This is a genomic window from Streptococcus sp. Marseille-P6264, assembly GCF_902460355.1.
Taxonomy (GTDB): Bacteria; Bacillota; Bacilli; order Lactobacillales; family Streptococcaceae; genus Streptococcus.
On record NZ_CABPTO010000005.1, the window covers coordinates 18,401 to 35,709 of the forward strand.

15 protein-coding genes are annotated in these 17,309 nt (G+C 42.1%); 1 reads left to right on the forward strand and 14 read right to left on the reverse strand.

The features are described from left to right. Window positions 1-57 precede the first annotated feature (57 nt). The 11 genes from FZ941_RS07185 to FZ941_RS07240 form a co-directional block, all read right to left on the reverse strand. Entirely contained in the window at window positions 58-873 is an 816-nt protein-coding gene (locus FZ941_RS07185) for an endonuclease/exonuclease/phosphatase family protein (RefSeq protein WP_148887374.1), read from the reverse strand. Between the two features lie 17 nt (window positions 874-890). Continuing rightward, a complete protein-coding gene (locus FZ941_RS07190) occupies window positions 891-3,080 on the reverse strand; it encodes a PTS transporter subunit IIBC (protein WP_148887375.1) in 2,190 nt (729 codons plus the stop codon). Window positions 3,081-3,342: 262 nt separating this feature from the next. Further along, window positions 3,343-4,269 (reverse strand): ATP-binding cassette domain-containing protein, encoded by a 927-nt coding sequence (locus FZ941_RS07195; protein ID WP_148887376.1) that lies wholly within the window; start codon window positions 4,267-4,269, stop codon window positions 3,343-3,345. 10 nt (window positions 4,270-4,279) lie between these two features. Beyond that, a complete protein-coding gene (locus FZ941_RS07200) occupies window positions 4,280-5,347 on the reverse strand; it encodes an ABC transporter ATP-binding protein (protein ID WP_005591881.1) in 1,068 nt (355 codons plus the stop codon). Window positions 5,348-5,355: 8 nt separating this feature from the next. Next, window positions 5,356-6,282, reverse strand: a complete 927-nt coding sequence (gene oppC / locus FZ941_RS07205) for an oligopeptide ABC transporter permease OppC (protein WP_148887377.1) — start codon at window positions 6,280-6,282, stop codon at window positions 5,356-5,358. Continuing rightward, window positions 6,282-7,778, reverse strand: a complete 1,497-nt coding sequence (locus FZ941_RS07210) for an ABC transporter permease (RefSeq protein ID WP_148887378.1) — start codon at window positions 7,776-7,778, stop codon at window positions 6,282-6,284. Before FZ941_RS07210 ends, oppC begins: the two co-directional genes overlap by 1 nt. A gap of 65 nt (window positions 7,779-7,843) precedes the next feature. Continuing rightward, the gene (locus FZ941_RS07215) at window positions 7,844-9,820 is read right to left on the reverse strand and encodes a peptide ABC transporter substrate-binding protein (protein WP_148887379.1); all 1,977 of its coding nucleotides are present in this window, start codon (window positions 9,818-9,820) and stop codon (window positions 7,844-7,846) included. A 140-nt stretch (window positions 9,821-9,960) separates the two neighbouring features. After that, entirely contained in the window at window positions 9,961-11,715 is a 1,755-nt protein-coding gene (locus FZ941_RS07220) for a glycerophosphoryl diester phosphodiesterase membrane domain-containing protein (RefSeq protein ID WP_148887380.1), read from the reverse strand. Between the two features lie 303 nt (window positions 11,716-12,018). Then, window positions 12,019-12,513, reverse strand: coding sequence for a DUF536 domain-containing protein (locus FZ941_RS07230; protein WP_015605274.1), 495 nt, complete (start codon window positions 12,511-12,513; stop codon window positions 12,019-12,021). 114 nt (window positions 12,514-12,627) lie between these two features. Then, a complete protein-coding gene (locus tag FZ941_RS07235; protein WP_148887381.1) occupies window positions 12,628-13,356 on the reverse strand; it encodes a pseudouridine synthase in 729 nt (242 codons plus the stop codon). 9 nt (window positions 13,357-13,365) lie between these two features. Continuing rightward, window positions 13,366-14,517 (reverse strand): MFS transporter, encoded by a 1,152-nt coding sequence (locus tag FZ941_RS07240; RefSeq protein ID WP_148887382.1) that lies wholly within the window; start codon window positions 14,515-14,517, stop codon window positions 13,366-13,368. Between the two features lie 194 nt (window positions 14,518-14,711). Here FZ941_RS07240 and def point away from each other — a divergent pair, with 194 nt between their 5' ends. After that, the gene (gene def / locus FZ941_RS07245; protein ID WP_148887383.1) at window positions 14,712-15,344 is read left to right on the forward strand and encodes a peptide deformylase; all 633 of its coding nucleotides are present in this window, start codon (window positions 14,712-14,714) and stop codon (window positions 15,342-15,344) included. Window positions 15,345-15,561: 217 nt separating this feature from the next. Here def and FZ941_RS07250 read toward each other — a convergent pair whose 3' ends face one another. The 3 genes from FZ941_RS07250 to FZ941_RS10605 form a co-directional block, all read right to left on the reverse strand. After that, window positions 15,562-15,792, reverse strand: a complete 231-nt coding sequence (locus FZ941_RS07250; protein ID WP_005591872.1) for a GlsB/YeaQ/YmgE family stress response membrane protein — start codon at window positions 15,790-15,792, stop codon at window positions 15,562-15,564. 93 nt (window positions 15,793-15,885) lie between these two features. Then, window positions 15,886-17,127 carry an aminopeptidase gene (locus FZ941_RS07255; RefSeq protein WP_148887384.1) on the reverse strand — a complete coding sequence of 414 codons (1,242 nt, stop codon included), beginning with the start codon at window positions 17,125-17,127 and terminating at the stop codon, window positions 15,886-15,888. Window positions 17,128-17,148: 21 nt separating this feature from the next. Next, window positions 17,149-17,301, reverse strand: a complete 153-nt coding sequence (locus FZ941_RS10605; protein WP_187418399.1) for a hypothetical protein — start codon at window positions 17,299-17,301, stop codon at window positions 17,149-17,151. Window positions 17,302-17,309: the final 8 nt, after the last annotated feature.

Consider the following 17,309-nt stretch of genomic DNA (forward strand, 5'->3'; position numbering starts at 1 on the left):
AACCAAAACAAACACTTAAAACGATTTTTTTAATTTATTTGTATTGTTCAGACAAGCTTAGAAATGGACTTGAGCTTCCAAGCCAAAATGGTCACTAACGACTGGACCACGTTGCCCATCAAAAACAACAGCAGATCTTTCAACATTGAAATCTTTGCTTGTAAAGATATAATCAATTTTTAGAGCGTCTTTGTTTCCTGCCCATCCAGCAATATCGCCTTCAACCGTCGCTGTACCAATTGTTTGGTCAGCCACCTTATGGCTGTCTTGGAGAGCAAGTGGACTTTGGATAATGTGCTGATAGCCTTCATAATCGACAGGATTGTTAAAATCTCCCATGAGAACCAGCGGAGTCTCAACTTGCAAGAGCTCAGATTCAAACTTAGCCCACTCTCCTTGGAAACCTTTATCCCACCAAGATAGGTGACAAGAAGCAACTGTGATGAGCTGACCATCGAGCTCCGTTTCTGCCAGCAAGACTTTACGCGTATGATAGTCACTTGGATCATTGACATCAGACACCAAGAGCTCTCTTGCCTTCAGGGGCTTTCTGGACAGAATTGCAACCCCTTCATTATAAATATCAAATCCAATATGGTTATAAGCCCAAGACCAGTAATAGTCCAGACCTGCCTCAGCTAGCTTTTCAACCAGACGTAGGGCATAGTGGTCCTGGTGAATCGGAATGGCGCCATCTACCGCATAATAAAATGGAGCCTGAACAACCTGTTCAGACTCCACTAATTGATTGACTTCCTGCAGGCAAATGACGTCATATTTTTCTTGAAGAATCCGCTCAGCTAGCTGATTTAGCTTGCTTTCTTGCTCTTCTTCCATCCAACTATGAGTATTTAAAGTCAGGAATTTTGCCATGATTTCTCTTTTCTATCTTACAATTCTACTTTAGCCACAACTGTCTTAGCAGCGACTTTACCGAATTTCTCAACTGCTACTGATTTGATTGCTGGAGCATTTGTGAAGACAACGATAGTGGTTGTTTCACGACCCGCTTCTTTAATAGCCGCCAAATCTGCTGTTACCAAAAGATCACCTGCAGCAACTGTTTGTCCTTCTGCTACATGTACTTCAAATGGTTTGCCTTCAAGGCTAACAGTATCCAAACCGATATGAACAAGCACTTCAAGACCAGCTTCAGTCAAAAGACCAAGAGCATGTTTTGTAGGGAAGACGCTTGTCACTTTACCAGCTACTGGAGAATAGATCTTGCCATTTGCTGGTTCAACTGCAAATCCGTCACCCATCATTTTTTGTGAGAAGACTGGATCTTTAACATCTTCCAACTTAACAACTTCACCATCAGCAACTGTTTCGATTGCTTCTGTCACGCCTTTGTAGCTAACTGCTGCAGCTGCAGACTCAGCTTTTTGACTTGGCAAAGTTTCAGGGATCACTTCTCCTGAATCCAACAAGTCTTGAATATCAGATTTAAGAACGTCAGCTTTTGGTCCGTAGATTGCCTGAACGCCTTGACCTTTCATAACCAAGCCCATAGCGCCTTCAGCTTTCCATTCTTCTTCAGAACCAACTTTTGTTGCGTCCTTAACAGTCACACGAAGACGAGTCATACATGCATCAACATCAACGATATTAGCACGGCCACCTAGCAAGTTAATGACATTCACTGCTTGAGAAGAAGCAGCTACTTTTGCACCAACTTGTTCTGATGAAGCAGCTTCTGAACCTTCAGCTATTTCATAGTTACCGTTACGTCCTGGAGTTGCATAATTGAATTTTTGAATCATGAAGTTCGCAATGAAGTACATGATTACTGCAAAGAGAACTGTTACCCAGATAAAGTTAATGATATCCATACCCAAACCAGCATTGATAGCCAATGGAGTACGAGTCAAGAATTCGATAGAACCGAATGAGTGCACACGAAGGTTTACAATATCCGCCATGGCAAAGGCAGCACCTTGTACGAATGAGTAAACAAGATACATTGGTGTTGCAACAAACATGAACATGTATTCGATTGGTTCAGTAACCCCTGTCAAGAAGGTTGCCAAAGCAGTCGCAATCATCATACCTTTGTATTTGTGTTTCTTGTCAGCATCAACATTGCGGTAGATAGCAAAGATAACACCCATCAAGATACCAAATGAACCGATCATTTGTCCAACTTTGAAGCGGGCTGGATGGAATGTGTCAAGCAAATATTGGTACTTAGTAGGATCAGCTGTCTTAGTACCAACCAAGTCATTTACCCAAGCCAACCAGAGTGGATCTTGACCAAATACTTGAGTACCTTTAGCAGCACCAGTCAATACTTCATAAGTACCACCAAGTTGTGTGTAGTTCATTGGGATCGTCAACATGTGGTGCAAACCGAATGGAAGCAAGAGACGTTCCAAAGTACCGTACAAGAACGGTGCCAAGATTGGAGCAGTATCTTGTGAGTTAGCAATCCAAATACCAAAGTTGTTGATACCTGTTTGAACAACTGGCCATACAAATGACAAAACAATTGCTACGATTACTGAACGCAAGATAACAACGAACGGTACAAAACGCTTACCATTGAAGAATGACAAAGCATCTGGCAATTTACGGAAGTTGTAGTATTTGTTATAAGCTGTTGCTCCGACAAAACCAGCGATAATCCCGACGAAAACCCCCATATTCAAAGCAGGAGACTCAAGGACACTGATAAAGTAATCAGAAACCTTGATGCTTCCTCCTAAGAGAGTGCTAACCATTGCTTTAGAATCTTTCAGCATATCGCTTGATACACCGAACATAACCCCAGTGATACGGTTAATCAAAATGAAGGATAAACCTGCCGCAAAGGCACCGCCAGCACGTTCTTTCGCCCAGCTACCTCCAATAGCGAGAGCAAAGAGGATATGCAGGTTTCCGATAATCCCCCAACCAATTTGTTCTAAAACGCCACCAGTAGTCACTAGAAAACCTAGTTCAGGGTTGATCATCGGAATTGACTTACCAATACTGATCATCAAACCTGCTGCGGGCATAACCGCAATAACCACCATCAAAGCTTTACCGAATTTTTGCCAAAATTCAAAGCTAAAAATGTTTTTGAATGAATCTTTCATCATCCAGACCTCCTTATATTTTACACAAACCACCCCTTGATGAAATCGTTTGCATTTCATGTTACTATTATACCACTATTTTGTATTTTGTAAAGGCTTTTATAAAAATTATTTTGGGACTTTTTCCTATATTTAGTGGAATAATATATAGAATAAGGTGAAATCATAGTATGCAAGCGATTGCGTATATCTCCGTAAATTTGCTGAAATAACAATAAAAAAAAAGCCGAGAAACATTCAAGTTCATGTTTCTACAGCTTCTTTTTTATTTATATTCTTTTTTATAGCGGTCAGCTTCTACCTGATTAGCCCAGACATAGTGACCAGGACGGATCTCAACCATGCTAGGTTGATCCACTGAGTAGTCATGCTGCTCTGGATCGTAAACCTTTAAGACCTTTTTGCGCTCCAGAATTGGGTCTGGAATCGGCACAGCAGACAATAGCGACCGCGTATAAGGGTGGATCGGGTTGTTAAACAACTCTTCTGTCTCTGCAACCTCAACAATAACCCCTTTATAGATAACAGCAATTCGATCTGAAATAAAGCGAACTACCGATAGGTCGTGGGCAATAAAGAGATAGGTCAAGCCAAGTTCTTTTTGGAATTTTTTCAAAAGGTTCAAGACTTGCGCACGGACAGATACGTCCAAGGCAGAGATTGGCTCATCCGCAATGACGAAATCTGGCTCCATCACCAAGGCACGAGCAATCCCAATCCGCTGACGTTGACCACCAGAAAATTCGTGAGGATAGCGTGTCAAATGCTCAGCCAAGAGACCGACTTCACGAATGATATTCTTAACTTTTTCCTGACGATCTTCTTCATTTTCAAAAAGATGATAGTTATAAAGACCTTCTGAAATGATATAGTCAACCGTAGCACGCTCATTCAAGCTGGCTGCTGGGTCTTGGAAAATCATCTGAATCTTACGAATCAATTCAGCTTCATCAGATTTGGATTGCTTCCCGTTGATTTTTTTGCCTTCGTATAAGATGTCACCTGCACTGGTATCATTCAAGCCGATGATAGCACGGCCGATGGTCGTCTTACCAGAACCAGACTCACCTACAAGGGAAAAAGTTTCTCCTTTATTGATAAAGAAATTCGCATTTTTTACAGCTACAAACTTCTTACTTCCTTCGCCGAAGGAAATTTCTAAATCTTTAATTTCAACTAATTTTTCAGCCATTTCCTTCCTCCTAAGCTTCTAAGTGATTGAAGCCCATTTTTGAACGAATTTTATCATGAAGGTTTTCGATAATAGCTGGCTTCTCAACCCTTGGTGCATCTTCGTGCAAGAGCCAGGTCTTAGCCCAGTGCGTATCGGAAACCTGAAAGGCAGGAGCTTTTTCTTCGAAATCGATAGCCATTGCATAGTCTGAACGAAGTGCGAAAGCATCTCCTTTAATGCTAGTATATAGCGACGGTGGTGTACCTGGAATCGAGTAAAGTTCACCATTTGCCTCAGCTAACTGCGGCAAGCTAGACAGCAGGCTCCACGTATATGGATGTTTTGGATCGTAGAAGATTTCTTCAACCGTTCCATATTCAACGATCTCACCAGCATACATAACCGCCACTTTATCAGCAATACTTGCTACAACACCAAGGTCGTGGGTGATAAAGACGGTCGTAAAATGGTATTCTGCCTGCAATGACTTGAGCAAGTCAATAATTTGGGCTTGAATCGTCACATCGAGGGCCGTTGTTGGCTCATCACAGATCAGAATATCTGGACGACAAGCTAAGGCGATCGCGATAACAATCCGTTGGCGCATCCCACCAGAATATTGGAAGGGATACTCTTCAAAACGTTTTTCAGCGTCTGGAATTCCAACTTTTGTCATGTAGTCAATTGCCATTTCTTTGGCTTCTTTACTTGTTTTTCCTTGGTGTTTGATGATAACTTCGGTAATTTGACTTCCGATTGTATTAATCGGATCTAGACTAGTCATCGGATCTTGGAAAATAGTCGCAATTTTAGCACCACGAATGGGTTCCCAGTCCTTGTTGCTCTTTAGAGCAGTCAAATCAGTTCCTCGGTAATCAATCGTTCCTTGAGCTACACGGCCATTTTCTTCCAACATTCCAGTAAATGTTTTTGTCAAAACAGATTTACCAGAGCCAGATTCTCCAACCAGAGCTAGAACTTCACCTTCAACTAGGTCAAGGGAAACGCCTCGAATGGCAGTCAATACTCTGTCACGAACGTCAAATTCCACGACAATATCGCGAGCAGTCAATATTACATTTTTATTTTTTGTCATATTTACTCCTATCTATGTGTCCGTGGATCACTTGCATCGGCTAAGTTTTGACCAACTACGAAGAAGGACAGGGATACCAAGATCAGGGTTGTCAATGGAATCCAGAAAAGGTAAGCGTTGGTTGTTACGTTTTGTGAATAGTCGGAAATCAAGCGTCCCAAACTTGGTACTGTTACAGGAAGACCAAGTCCAAAGAAGGACAGGAAAGCCTCGTAAGAGATAAAGTTTGGAAGCATTTGAGAAGTTGTCGTCACAATAACAGATACCAACTGAGGCATGATATTCTTGGTAACAATTTTAAGAGTTGGTGTTCCCAAAGTCCGGGAAGCCAAATTGTACTCCAAATCACGGTAACGCAGAATCTGAATACGAATTGTATAAGCAATCCCGACCCAGCCAGTGATAGTCATAGCGAAGATTAAGTTCCAGAAACCGGCACCAATAGAGTAGGTCAGGACAATGACAATCAAGAGGGAAGGAATATTTGAAATAATATTGTAGACTTCTATCATGATGCGGTCAACTGACTTGGAAATTCCCCAGAGTGCACCAATAATAATTCCGATAATCAGGTTAATGAGTGTTGCAATAATGGAAATCAAGATAGAATTCCGCGCACCAAACCAAACACCATCAAACAAAGATTTACCATTACTGTCTGTACCAAACCAGTGTTCAGCATTTGGTTTGATATAACGCATACTAAAGTCATTTACCTTGCTGACATCATTAAAATCGAATTTCGAGAACATGGGATAAATGAAACTCATCAAAACGATGGCAACCAGAATCCCTAACATGATCGTCGTTGATTTCTTTTTCAAGAACTGACGCATAACGGAGCGCCAGTATGAATAAGCCGGAGCATCAATCGTTTCAGAGGCAAAATCGTCACGTTTGACAAATTGGAATTTACTTTTATCAATTGTAGCCATTATTTACCTCCTTTAGATGTTAATTTAATACGTGGATCAAGCATTGTCATCAAGATATCACCAACTAAGAGGGCAAAAATTGAAAGACAGGTGAAAATAAATACAAGACCAACCACCATTGAGTTATTAGATGCCTTAACAGAATCAATCAGCATTTTACCCATACCAGGAAAGGCGAAGACAGTTTCTGTCAGGGTCGCACCTGCAATAACACCAACGATAGAAGCTGGAATACTAGACACCAACGGCACCATCGCATTCTTGAAAATGTGCTTGTTCGAAATTTCTTTCTCAGAAAGACCTTTGGCACGGGCAAAGCGAACAAAGTCTTGGGATTGTAAGTCAATCATATAACGACGAATCCAGACAGCTGTCCATGGCGCGCTTAAAAGACCAAGGATAAGAGATGGCAGAACATAGGAACGCCAGTCGCCTGCTCCCAAAATTGGGAAGGAATCTGGAAGTCCAATAGCTGAACCAGCCAAACGAACAATATAAACAAGAGCGATGGTTGGCAGTGACATCATGAATGTCAAGCCACCTGTTGAAATACTATCAAACCAAGTATTTTTCAAACGAGCCATATAAGAACCAAGCGGAACAGCAATCAAATAAGAAAGCGCCACACCAATCAGACCAATAATAGATGAGCTGACAATCATCGATGGGTTTTGATAGTTATTCTTGGTTGCAGTGTAAGCATCTCCCTTGCCATATTTAGCAATATCTTGCGAGTCTGCCTTGCTTGGAGTCTTGTAGGTACGAGAGTAAATATCTACAGCAGAAGTTTTCTTACCTGTTGGGAATTGAACTTCTGATGATTTTGTTTGACCTTGTCCTTGGGAAATAACTTGCAATACAGGCGTATTCGCATAAGTAGGATAAGAATTTCCTAGGTTCAAACTAACAAAGTTTTGGTGAACAAATGGGAATTGGCCATTAAAATATAGAAGATATTTATGACGAGTACCAGAACCTACGACTGACCAACCAATGGCAGGGTCATTTTCGATACGAATATAGCGCTTAAGATCTGGATTTTCCTCATCTTGAATCACATTTGGATGGTCAATCTGAATCAGATTTGCGTAAAACTCAATGACACGCTCGTAAACTGGAACCTCACGAACAGCATAGAATTCCTTGCTTTCTTTGAATTGATACAATTTCCAACCTTTGCCAAGTTTCTCAATATAGGCTTCGTAGATCTTCTTGTTCTCTTCGGTCGGCTCGGTCGTTACAGATTTATTTTCTTTCTTGGCTTTTTCCTGCAACTCTTTTGTATCATAGTAGTCAACATAGCCCATCCGCTCATAGACTGTATTTTCATAATTTGTCTTTTTATCTTCGGTTGTGGCTATTTTATTATAGTTTGGGTCTTGTTTGAAAATCAATCTTCTCGGAACCATTGTATAAATAATAGTATAGGTCAAGGTCGTTACCAAGAAAATCGACACAAGTGAGCGTAAAATACGCATAAAAATGTATTTTTTCATTTATCGTTTCCTTTAAATTTCAAAAGAACTTTCTCTCGTTATTAGAGAAAGTTCTAGTGAACGATTTATTCTACATGACTTTCGAGATCTTTTTGTGCTTTCGCATTTGACTCTTCTTTTTCTTTCAGCCATTTCTTACGAGCTGCTTCGTAGTCTTTCTTCGTTACTACTTCATTTTGAACTTTAAGACGTTTGAAGTAAGTAGAACTTGTCTTATTACCAGTTTGGGCATAAGCGCCTGAGAATGGCTCGATACGTGAGATAAATGGTGCCGCTCCTTGGTTTGCCATCAATGGAACAATAATAGAGTTATCTGTTAACCAAGCTTGAGCCGCTGCATATTTTTCGTAGCGAGTAACAATATCTGAAGTTTCTTTACCCGCTTCATCTACCAAGCGATCATATTCATCTAAACCAACTTGCTTAGCTGCAGCATTATCTGCTCCTTCAAAGCCAAGGTAGGTTTTTGTCGTTTCAGCTGCTGAAGTTTTCAGAATGTCTGTGTAAGTTGATGGATCTTGATAGTCAGGACCCCAGCTAACGAGGACTGAAATATCCCAATCTTCAGCAGCAGCATTTGGTGCGTAGTAAGTAATATTGAAGAGGTCATCTTCTGACATTTGTTGGATATCTACCACCACATTTTCAGATCCCAAAGCCTTTTCAACAGATTGCTTAAGGGATTGAGCACGGTTGATCAATGGTTTCGATGTTTGAGAAACTGGAAGATCTAGATGGATTGGGAATTCTACTCCTTCTGCTTGTAAGGCAGATTTTGCTTTTGCAAACTCTGCTTTTGCCTTCTCAGCATTATAGAGTCCGTCTTGACCATCTTCAAGTTTAACACCTTTCCATTCGTCACCCAATGCAGCCACTTTTTCTTCGACTAGATCACCAAAGGATTTATCGCCGGCTTGAACAAAAGTTGGCGGTACAAAAGTATTGCGAACAGCGTAAGGAGCACCTTCTTCACCATTAACTTGTGCTGAATAAGACTTACGGTCAATAGCAAAGTTCAAGGCTTGACGGAAGTCTTTGTTAAGAATCGCTTTCTTAGTAGCAGACTTCTGAGCATCTGTTGTTTTACTTGTGTGATTGTAACCTTGGCGGTCAAGGTTGATACTCATCACATTTACACTAGCAGCTGGTGCAGTAAAGTAGATGTTGTCTTTAAAGTCTTTTTCTACTCCAGCATAGTTTGAGCTTGTAGGGTAGAGACGAGCTACTGTGTAAGCGCCGTCTTTAAAGTTACGAGCAAGGGCATCTTGGTCTTGTCCATCAAAGTAAGACAACTTAATTGTGTCAATATGGACATTTTCTTTATCCCAGTAGTTTTCATTCTTTTGATATTCAACAGCAGACTTAGCAGTGATAGACTTCATCAAGAATGGTCCATTGTAAAGGATAGAAGATGGATCAGTAGATTGACCGAATTTGTCCCCTTGTTTCTTAAGGAAATCTGCGTTAACTGGCCAAAGAACTTGTGAAGTTGTTTTTGAATTCCACTGTGGTTCAGGTTGGTTCAAAGTATATTGGAGCGTGTGGTCATCAACTGCTTTGACACCGACAGTAGAGAAGTCAGTTGTCTTACCAGTCACATAGTCATCCAAGCCTTTTACAGATTGTTGAACAAGATATAGGGCTTCAGATTTCTTGTCAGCAGCATGCTTGAGACCAGTCACGAAGTCCTGAGCTGTCACATCGCCGTATTCTTCACCTTCTGAAGTATACCATTTAGCATCTTTACGGATTTTATAGGTATAAGTCAAACCATCTTTAGAAACAGTCCAAGACTCTGCAATAGACGGTACAAAATTACCATATTGGTCATTTTCCAACAAACCGTCCACACCGTTTGTCACAAGGTCAACTGTTGAAGCTTTACCAGATGTCACATAGTCCAATGTTTCTGGATCAGCAGTATAGACATAATTATAAGCTTTTGCTTCACTGTTTCCTTTTGATGAACCAGAACAAGCAGCTAAAACGCCTACTGAAAGAAGGCTAACCCCAACTAAAGCTAATACTTTGCTTTTTTTCATACGAATTCTCCAATTTTGTTTTTTAGGTTTACTTAGGATTATAGCACAAGAAAGGAAAAAAGTAAACTAAATTTTCTGAATATTATTGTAGCCATGCAATGACTCTACTCTATTACTCGTGTTCATGTTCCACTGCTATCCTAAGAAAAACTTAGCAAGTCTAAAGACTTATTTAATAGAAGGGTAGTATAGTCCGGATCATCCTTGAGTTCTTTGATGGAACTTTGAACCAACTCCAAATCATCTGTAATCATCCCATCCACTCCTAAGCGAAAAGATTTGACGATACTATCTTCATCATTAATGGTCCAGTCATAGAGACGTTTGTCGGATTGCCAGAGTTTATTGACAAAATTTTCATCCAAGGTTGAGTATTCCATGGTGTAGCCAGAAGCTTTAGTTCGTGGAAAGATTGTATTATAAGGCAGGATAAAGAAACTGGGGATAGAGGAGTCATATTTGACTACCTGATCGATAATTTGGTAGTCCAAAGACTGAATCTGGTGTTGATAAACCTTGATTTTGGCACCATACTTGCTCAAGAATCGCTCCATCATATCCTTGGAGTCTTTCTTGCTGGTCTTGATTTCTATCAAGAGACGCTGGCCGAGTTGATTGGCACGAGTAAAGTAATCGTCAAAGCTAGAAATCTTAGCTCGATAGCCATTTTCTGAAATCTCTAGCGAAGTCAACTCAGCCAAGGTTAAGTCTTGAGGTTGGGCATCAAGGCCTGCCAACTGCTTCAGGTTTGCATCATGCATCATGACAAATTGCCCATCCTTAGTTTCCTGCACATCCATTTCTACTAGGTCAGGCTTGAGCAAGGCTGTTTTTTCCAGCGCTTCTACGGTATTTTGGATTCCATTTTCCCTCGAAACCCCTCTATGGGAAATCGTAATCGGAACGTTCTCCAAAGGGAAATTTAGATAAACATATCCTTCTAATGCAAAGCTTGAGCTGGCAATAGTCAGAACAAACCAACGCATTAGAGACAGGCCTCTTTTCGGTGGATAGTCATTTAAGGTACGATCCGTCAGGAAGGAGACAAATTTGAGAAGGAAATAGGACAGCATAATATAGTAGGACAACTTGATTAGGACAAAAGCTACAATACCGCTAAAGAGGACAACCTCATTTGGTTGAGTGTTCGCATATCTCTGTCCTAGTATAGCTGGAGCTGAGAGAAAAGTATAAAGCAGAAAGCTTTTGATAATAATCCAAAAAATATGCCTAGTGTAAAAGAAAAGGCGGTTCTTGGTCTTGGCCAGACTAAAGCGAATTGCCTGAGGAACTGTTGCGTGCTCAAAAAAGAGCTGTGGTAGAGCAAACATTAGTCGCACTGCCACTAGAAGCATGCCGACTACAAGAAGTCCCATGAAAACGGCGAAAAAAATATTATTTGCCAAATAGGTGACAATAAAATCCGGAACCAAAATTTTATTGAGATAATAGATTTTCAAAATTTTGCGCAAGAAGGGAAAAAGAAAACCCATATAAAGGACGATAAAGAGCATTTTCCCTGGACCAGCCTTCTTGACAAGCGCAAAACTATCCTTGAATGTTTTTCCAAGAAAAGCAAAGACTGGCCGATTTTCTTGGTCCAAAAGATTGCGAATTCCCATAAAAATCATGCCACTTTGGAAATAGGCGACAAAGAGATTGGCCACAACAAGGACTAGAAAGGCTAGACCAACCAGCCAATTGGAACTGAGGACTGCCCAGACATTATTGTAGGACAAAAAGAGGTAGCCTGTCTGTTTGAGCAGATACTCTGCTGCATAGGAATTAAAGGGAATCCAAGCATACTCCATCATCATAAAGACCATGAAAAAGAGAACTAGGATTTTATCTAAATTATGATAAAGGCGCTTAAAACTAAGTTTTTCTGGTTTCATTTCACTCTCCTTTCAGCAATTCGTGCGAAACAGGGGGGAGGAAAGTTACATCGGATACAAAATTGCTCCAATGAGTCCACTCCTGTTATTGCCGTCTTGGCTCCACTCCTTCTTTGACAAATAAGAGAGTGGGACAGAAATCGGTCATTCGTTAGAATTCGATTTCGTCGTCCCACCTTAGCACAGTTGAGTAGGGCTGTAAAAGCTGATGAAATCAGGCTAGTAAAGTCCACTCAACCACTGCGTCTTGCTCGACAATCCAAAGACAATTGAGAGGCTAGGACTTTTGTCCCAGCCTCTTTCTTATTTACCAAACAAACGAGCAAAAAAGCCTTTGTTTTCCTGCTTTTGTACCTTCTCCTTGGCTTCATCCAGCTCCAAAAGGAGAGTCTCCCGCTCACTCATAGCCTTGGCTGTCAACTGCTGCTGCTGGTCTAGCTGCTTGTCTTTTTCAGCAATCTGCACGTCCTTGATACGAAGTTGCTCGTCTTTTTTAGCCAACTGGCTATCTTTAGCTTTTAGTTGCTCATAAAGACGCAAAATCTCGGCATTTTTTTCATCCACTAAGATTTCCATTAACTCACGCTGCTTGACTTCCTCGCTGACAGGCTCATCTTCAAAAATGGTCTTTTTATAAATTTCTTCTAGCTTAATCAGGCCACTGCGGGTCACGACTGTGACCCCTTTTTCATTTTTTTCTGTATCTTCTGGCGGCAAGGCCTTGACACGATTATTGATTGCCTGACGGCTGACTCCTAAAATCTCGGCCAGCTCGCTGACTGTCTTTTCAATTGCCATAATTTCCTCTGAAACTTTTTCTAGATATAGTTACCTAAATCTTATCATATCAAGGCTTAACTGTCAAATAGAGCAAAAAAGTGAAGCAATAAATTGCTCCACTTTCCTAGTTCTCTATAGTTCAACTTGAAAAATTTCCAAGCTCTGCATTTCTTCTTCTGTCAAGCGCCGCCATTGACCCAACTCCAGACTTGGATCTAGCTGCAGAGGCCCCATAGACAAACGCTGAAGGTCGGTGACTTCCTTCCCACATGCTAAAACCATCCGCTTCACCTGATGAAACTTACCTTCTGAGAGGGTGATACGGACCAGACTGGTCTTCGCTCCTTCATCTCTTTCGAGAATGTCGAGCTGAGCAGGCTGGCAAGTGAAATCTTTGAGTTCGATTCCTTGGGCAAAACGCTCAACATCTGCCTGATCCATCAGACCAGCAACCTGAGCTTGATAAACCTTAGCCACATGGCGTTTGGGAGATAGCATAGCGTGCGATAACTGACCATTATTGGTCAAAAGTAGAAGCCCATGCGTATCCACATCTAACCGCCCCACAGGAAAGACTTCTTTTTGACGGGCAGTATCGTCCAACAAATCTAAAACCGTTTTATGGCGGTCATCTTCAGTGGCGGAAATGACACCCTTGGGTTTATTCAATAGGTAGTAGACAAATTTTTCATAAACCAAAGTCTGACCATCCACCACAATCTGATCCGACCGTTCATCAATCTGTGTCTTGGCTGATGTGGCTGCTGTTCCGTTGACCCAGACTTGACCTTTTTTCAATAGTTGCTTGACTTGACTGCGCGAGCCAAGCCCACTTTCCACTAGAAATTTATCCAGACGCATACTCTTCTCCTAAGCAGACTTTTTCTTGAGAATGCCAAAAGCCAGCACTGCCATCAAAACCATCAGGCTTCCCAAAACGCCAAAGATAAAGGAAGCTTGGCTTGAAAATTGACCAATCAAAGACAAGAAAAAGGTTGTAGCTGTAGCTCCAGCACTGCAGCCTAAAATCACAATCGAAGTTGCTTGATTCAGGGATTTGCTAGGGATTCTCTCGGAAAGAATATGGAAAATCGATGTCAGACTGACACTATAAACAAAGCCAGAAGCAATGGTCACCACACTCAAGAGCAAGAGATTGGGTGCCAAACCAATCATGATCGCAGTAAGACCAAAGACCACTCCTGCAACCGTCAATAAATTTTCCTTAAAATAATGAAGAAGCGGTGCAAAGGATAAGCCTGCGGCAATCCCAATCAACTGCATGCTTGAAAGAATCAAGCCTGCCGTCTGAACACTGCCCATGCCAGACTTTTCAACCAGTCCGGGCACGCGCACGTTGATGACCACATTCGTCAAGACAATGACCCCTGCTACTAGGGCTAGGCCGATTGTCAAAGACCACTGTGCAGCTGTCAGTCCTTTGCCTTCCTGATGAGCCTCATGATGCTTCTCTTCCTTGCCATAGGGAACAAAGAGTAGATAGAGGGCTAGAACAATCAAACCCGAAGCATAGACCAAGAAAGAAATTTCCCAACCAAAGCGAAGCAACTGGCTCACTCCAAGTGTCAAGAGGGCCGTCCCGACAACTTCAGCCGACCCACGTAGACCGAGGGTCTGAATCCGTTCCTTGCCCTCATAACGTTCGCTGATAATCGAGATGGCCTTGGCATTGAGCAAACCAACTCCCATACCAAAGATCAGTCGCGAGGCAAAAATCACCCAATATGCCTTATTCACGAGAGGAACAAAGCCACAAAGAGAAAAAATCAAGAGCCCCGTCACAATCATCTTTCGCTCCGATAAATATTTCTCCACTAGGCCATTTAAAACTAGCATGAGCATAATTCCAGCCGATGGCAAAGAAACCAGCAATTCTATCCAGCTTTCCGGCAAATCTTTATAAAATGCAAACATAGCCGATTGGGCGCTGGAAATCGAGAAGGATGTCGTCAACACTAAAGAAAGTGAGAGAATACTCACTTTTTCCATAAACTTTTTCATTCTATTTCCTTTAAAAATCACACTCATTCTATCATACAGTTTTTTAGAAAAATACGCAATTATCCTTTCTTAAAAAAATCAGTCATTAAAGAGTACATTCTTTCGAAAAATTTCTCACCTAATAAAAGGACAAGCCCTTTCTTTATTTCTGGCGGGATTTGTGTTATGATGAAGGGAAGAAAAAGGAGAGAATCATGTCTGTTATTGAAAAAAAATCGGTTATGGATAAATTAACCAAGGCAGCTCATTTGATTGATATGAGCGATATTATTCGCGAGGGAAATCCTACCTTGCGTGCGGTAGCTGAAGAAGTCAGCTTTCCCTTATCTGATCAGGAAATCATTTTAGGTGAGAAAATGATGCAGTTTTTGAAACATTCTCAAGATCCTGTCATGGCGGAAAAAATGGGGCTCCGTGGCGGTGTCGGTCTAGCAGCTCCCCAGCTGGATATTTCTAAGCGAATCATCGCTGTGCTGGTGCCAAATCTGGAGGACGAAGAAGGAAATCCGCCTAAAGAAGCCTACTCACTGGCTCAGGTCATGTACAATCCTAAAGTTGTGGCCCACTCTGTGCAAGATGCAGCTCTGGCTGACGGCGAGGGTTGCCTTTCCGTCGACCGCGAAGTACCAGGCTATGTCGTACGCCATGCACGGGTGACCGTGGATTACTTTGACAAGGACGGTCAAAAACACCGCATCAAACTCAAAGGCTATAATTCTATCGTGGTTCAACATGAGATCGACCACATCAACGGCATTATGTTTTACGATCGGATCAATGGAAAAGACCCATTTGCAGTGAAAGACGGCATGCTGGTACTGGAATAAAGAACTCCACATATCTCAAACAAAAGAGGCTGGGACAAAAGTCCTAGCCTCTCAATTGTCTTTGGATTGTCGAGCAAGACGCAGTGGTTGAGTGGGCTTTATTACGCTGATTTCATCAGCTTTTACAGCCCTACTCAACTGTGCGGAGGTGGGACGACGAAATCGAATTCTAACGAATTACCGATTTCTGTCCCACTCTCATTTCTTTTACATTATTCTAAGTGCCTCGATCCCAGAAAAGAGCCAAAAGGATCACAGCGCCCAAGACTGAGGGAAGAATAGCTGTGTCCGCTAACATCGGTCCCCAGTGGCCAAAAAGCAATTGCCCAAGCCATGAACCAAACCAGCCCAAAAGGATTTTTCCGATACAACCCATACGTTCCCCGCGGCTGGTAATAGCCCCAGCCATGAGACCAATAATAAAACCGACAAACATACTACCAATCATATAGGATCCTTCTTTCTATGTTTCTAAGAATTCTTTTCAAGAAGCAGGCGGGAGCCGTCAGATTAAAAGTACCCGTCAAAACGACTTCAAATCTTAAATTGCCCAGTCTCCATTGCGGAAGATTGGCACACGGCTGCCATCTTCTCGGATACCGTCGATATCCATTTGATTAGAACCAATCATAAAGTCTACGTGAACATCTGAACGGTTAAGTCCCGCAGCTTCAAGCTCTTCTTCGCTCATCTCTGCTCCGCCAACAACGCTGGTCGCATAGGCCGCACCGATAGCCAAGTGGTTTGAAGCGTTCTCATCGAAAAGGGTATTAAAGAAGGTAATGCCTGACTGAGAAATCGGGCTTGGATCTGGTACCAAGGCACATTCACCCAAGGCACGCGCGCCAGCATTTTCAAAGACAAGATCTTTCATGACCTGATCACCCTTCTTGGCTGAAATATCCACGATTTGTCCATCCTTAAAGGTTACCTTAATACCTTCGATGATATTTCCGTTATAGCTAAGTGGTTTTGTAGAAGTGACATAGCCATCTGCACGACGGAAGTCAGGGGCAGTGAAGACTTCTTCTGTTGGCATATTTGGTAAGAATCCTTCTCCCTGTGCATTGATAGCACCAGCTGATTCCCAAACGTGGTTCTTAGGCAAACCAAGTGTCAAATCTGTCCCTGGCGCTGTGTAATGAAGGGCTGAGAATTGTTCTTTATTGAGCATTTCCGCCTTGCTCTTGAGGATAGCTGCATGCTCTTCCCAAGCCTTCACGGGATCTTCTTCGTAAACACGGCAAGTTTTGAAGATTTGGTCCCAAAGGAGATCAACCGCTTCTTCGTCGCTCGCAGCATTTGGAAAGACCTTCTTAGCCCACTCTGTACCGGCTGCAGCAGCGACTGTCCAGCTGACTTTATTGGATTGGGTTGCGATCCGCATCGGCTTCATGGCTAATCCCATAGCTTTAGCAGAAGCTGATAGTTTCTCAGCATCCACACCAGTCAAAGCTCCTGGATCAGATGAGCGCACGCCCAAGCGGCTGGCTTTCTTTTCGAGGAGATAGTTCATCTCAGCAATCTTGTATTCTGGAATATTGTCCAAACGCTCCATCGGCGCATGGAGGAATTTCTCCCGCGTAGTCAAATCATCTGCCCACTGGACGATGACCTCGTGAGCCCCCAGAGCATAGGCCTCCTTGACAATCAAGTGAGCCAGCTCACGCTGCTCCACATCAATATTGAGCGCCACCGTGTGACCCGGCTGCACATTAATACCATTGGCAACCAATAGTTTAGCGTATTTTTCTAAGTTTTCTTTAAAATTTGGCAGAACCATTCTGCTTCTCCTTTTCTTTTGTTATTTCTCTTTAAACAGGGACAGTAGGCTAACCGCTGCTACCGTACCGCAAATCAAAGCGGTCATTTTCAAAATCGTATCTGGATCAAGGTCCAGCTGGTAATCAAACACCTTTTGCGCTGGCTTATCCTTAGCGGAAATGGTCAATTTCATAAAAACCT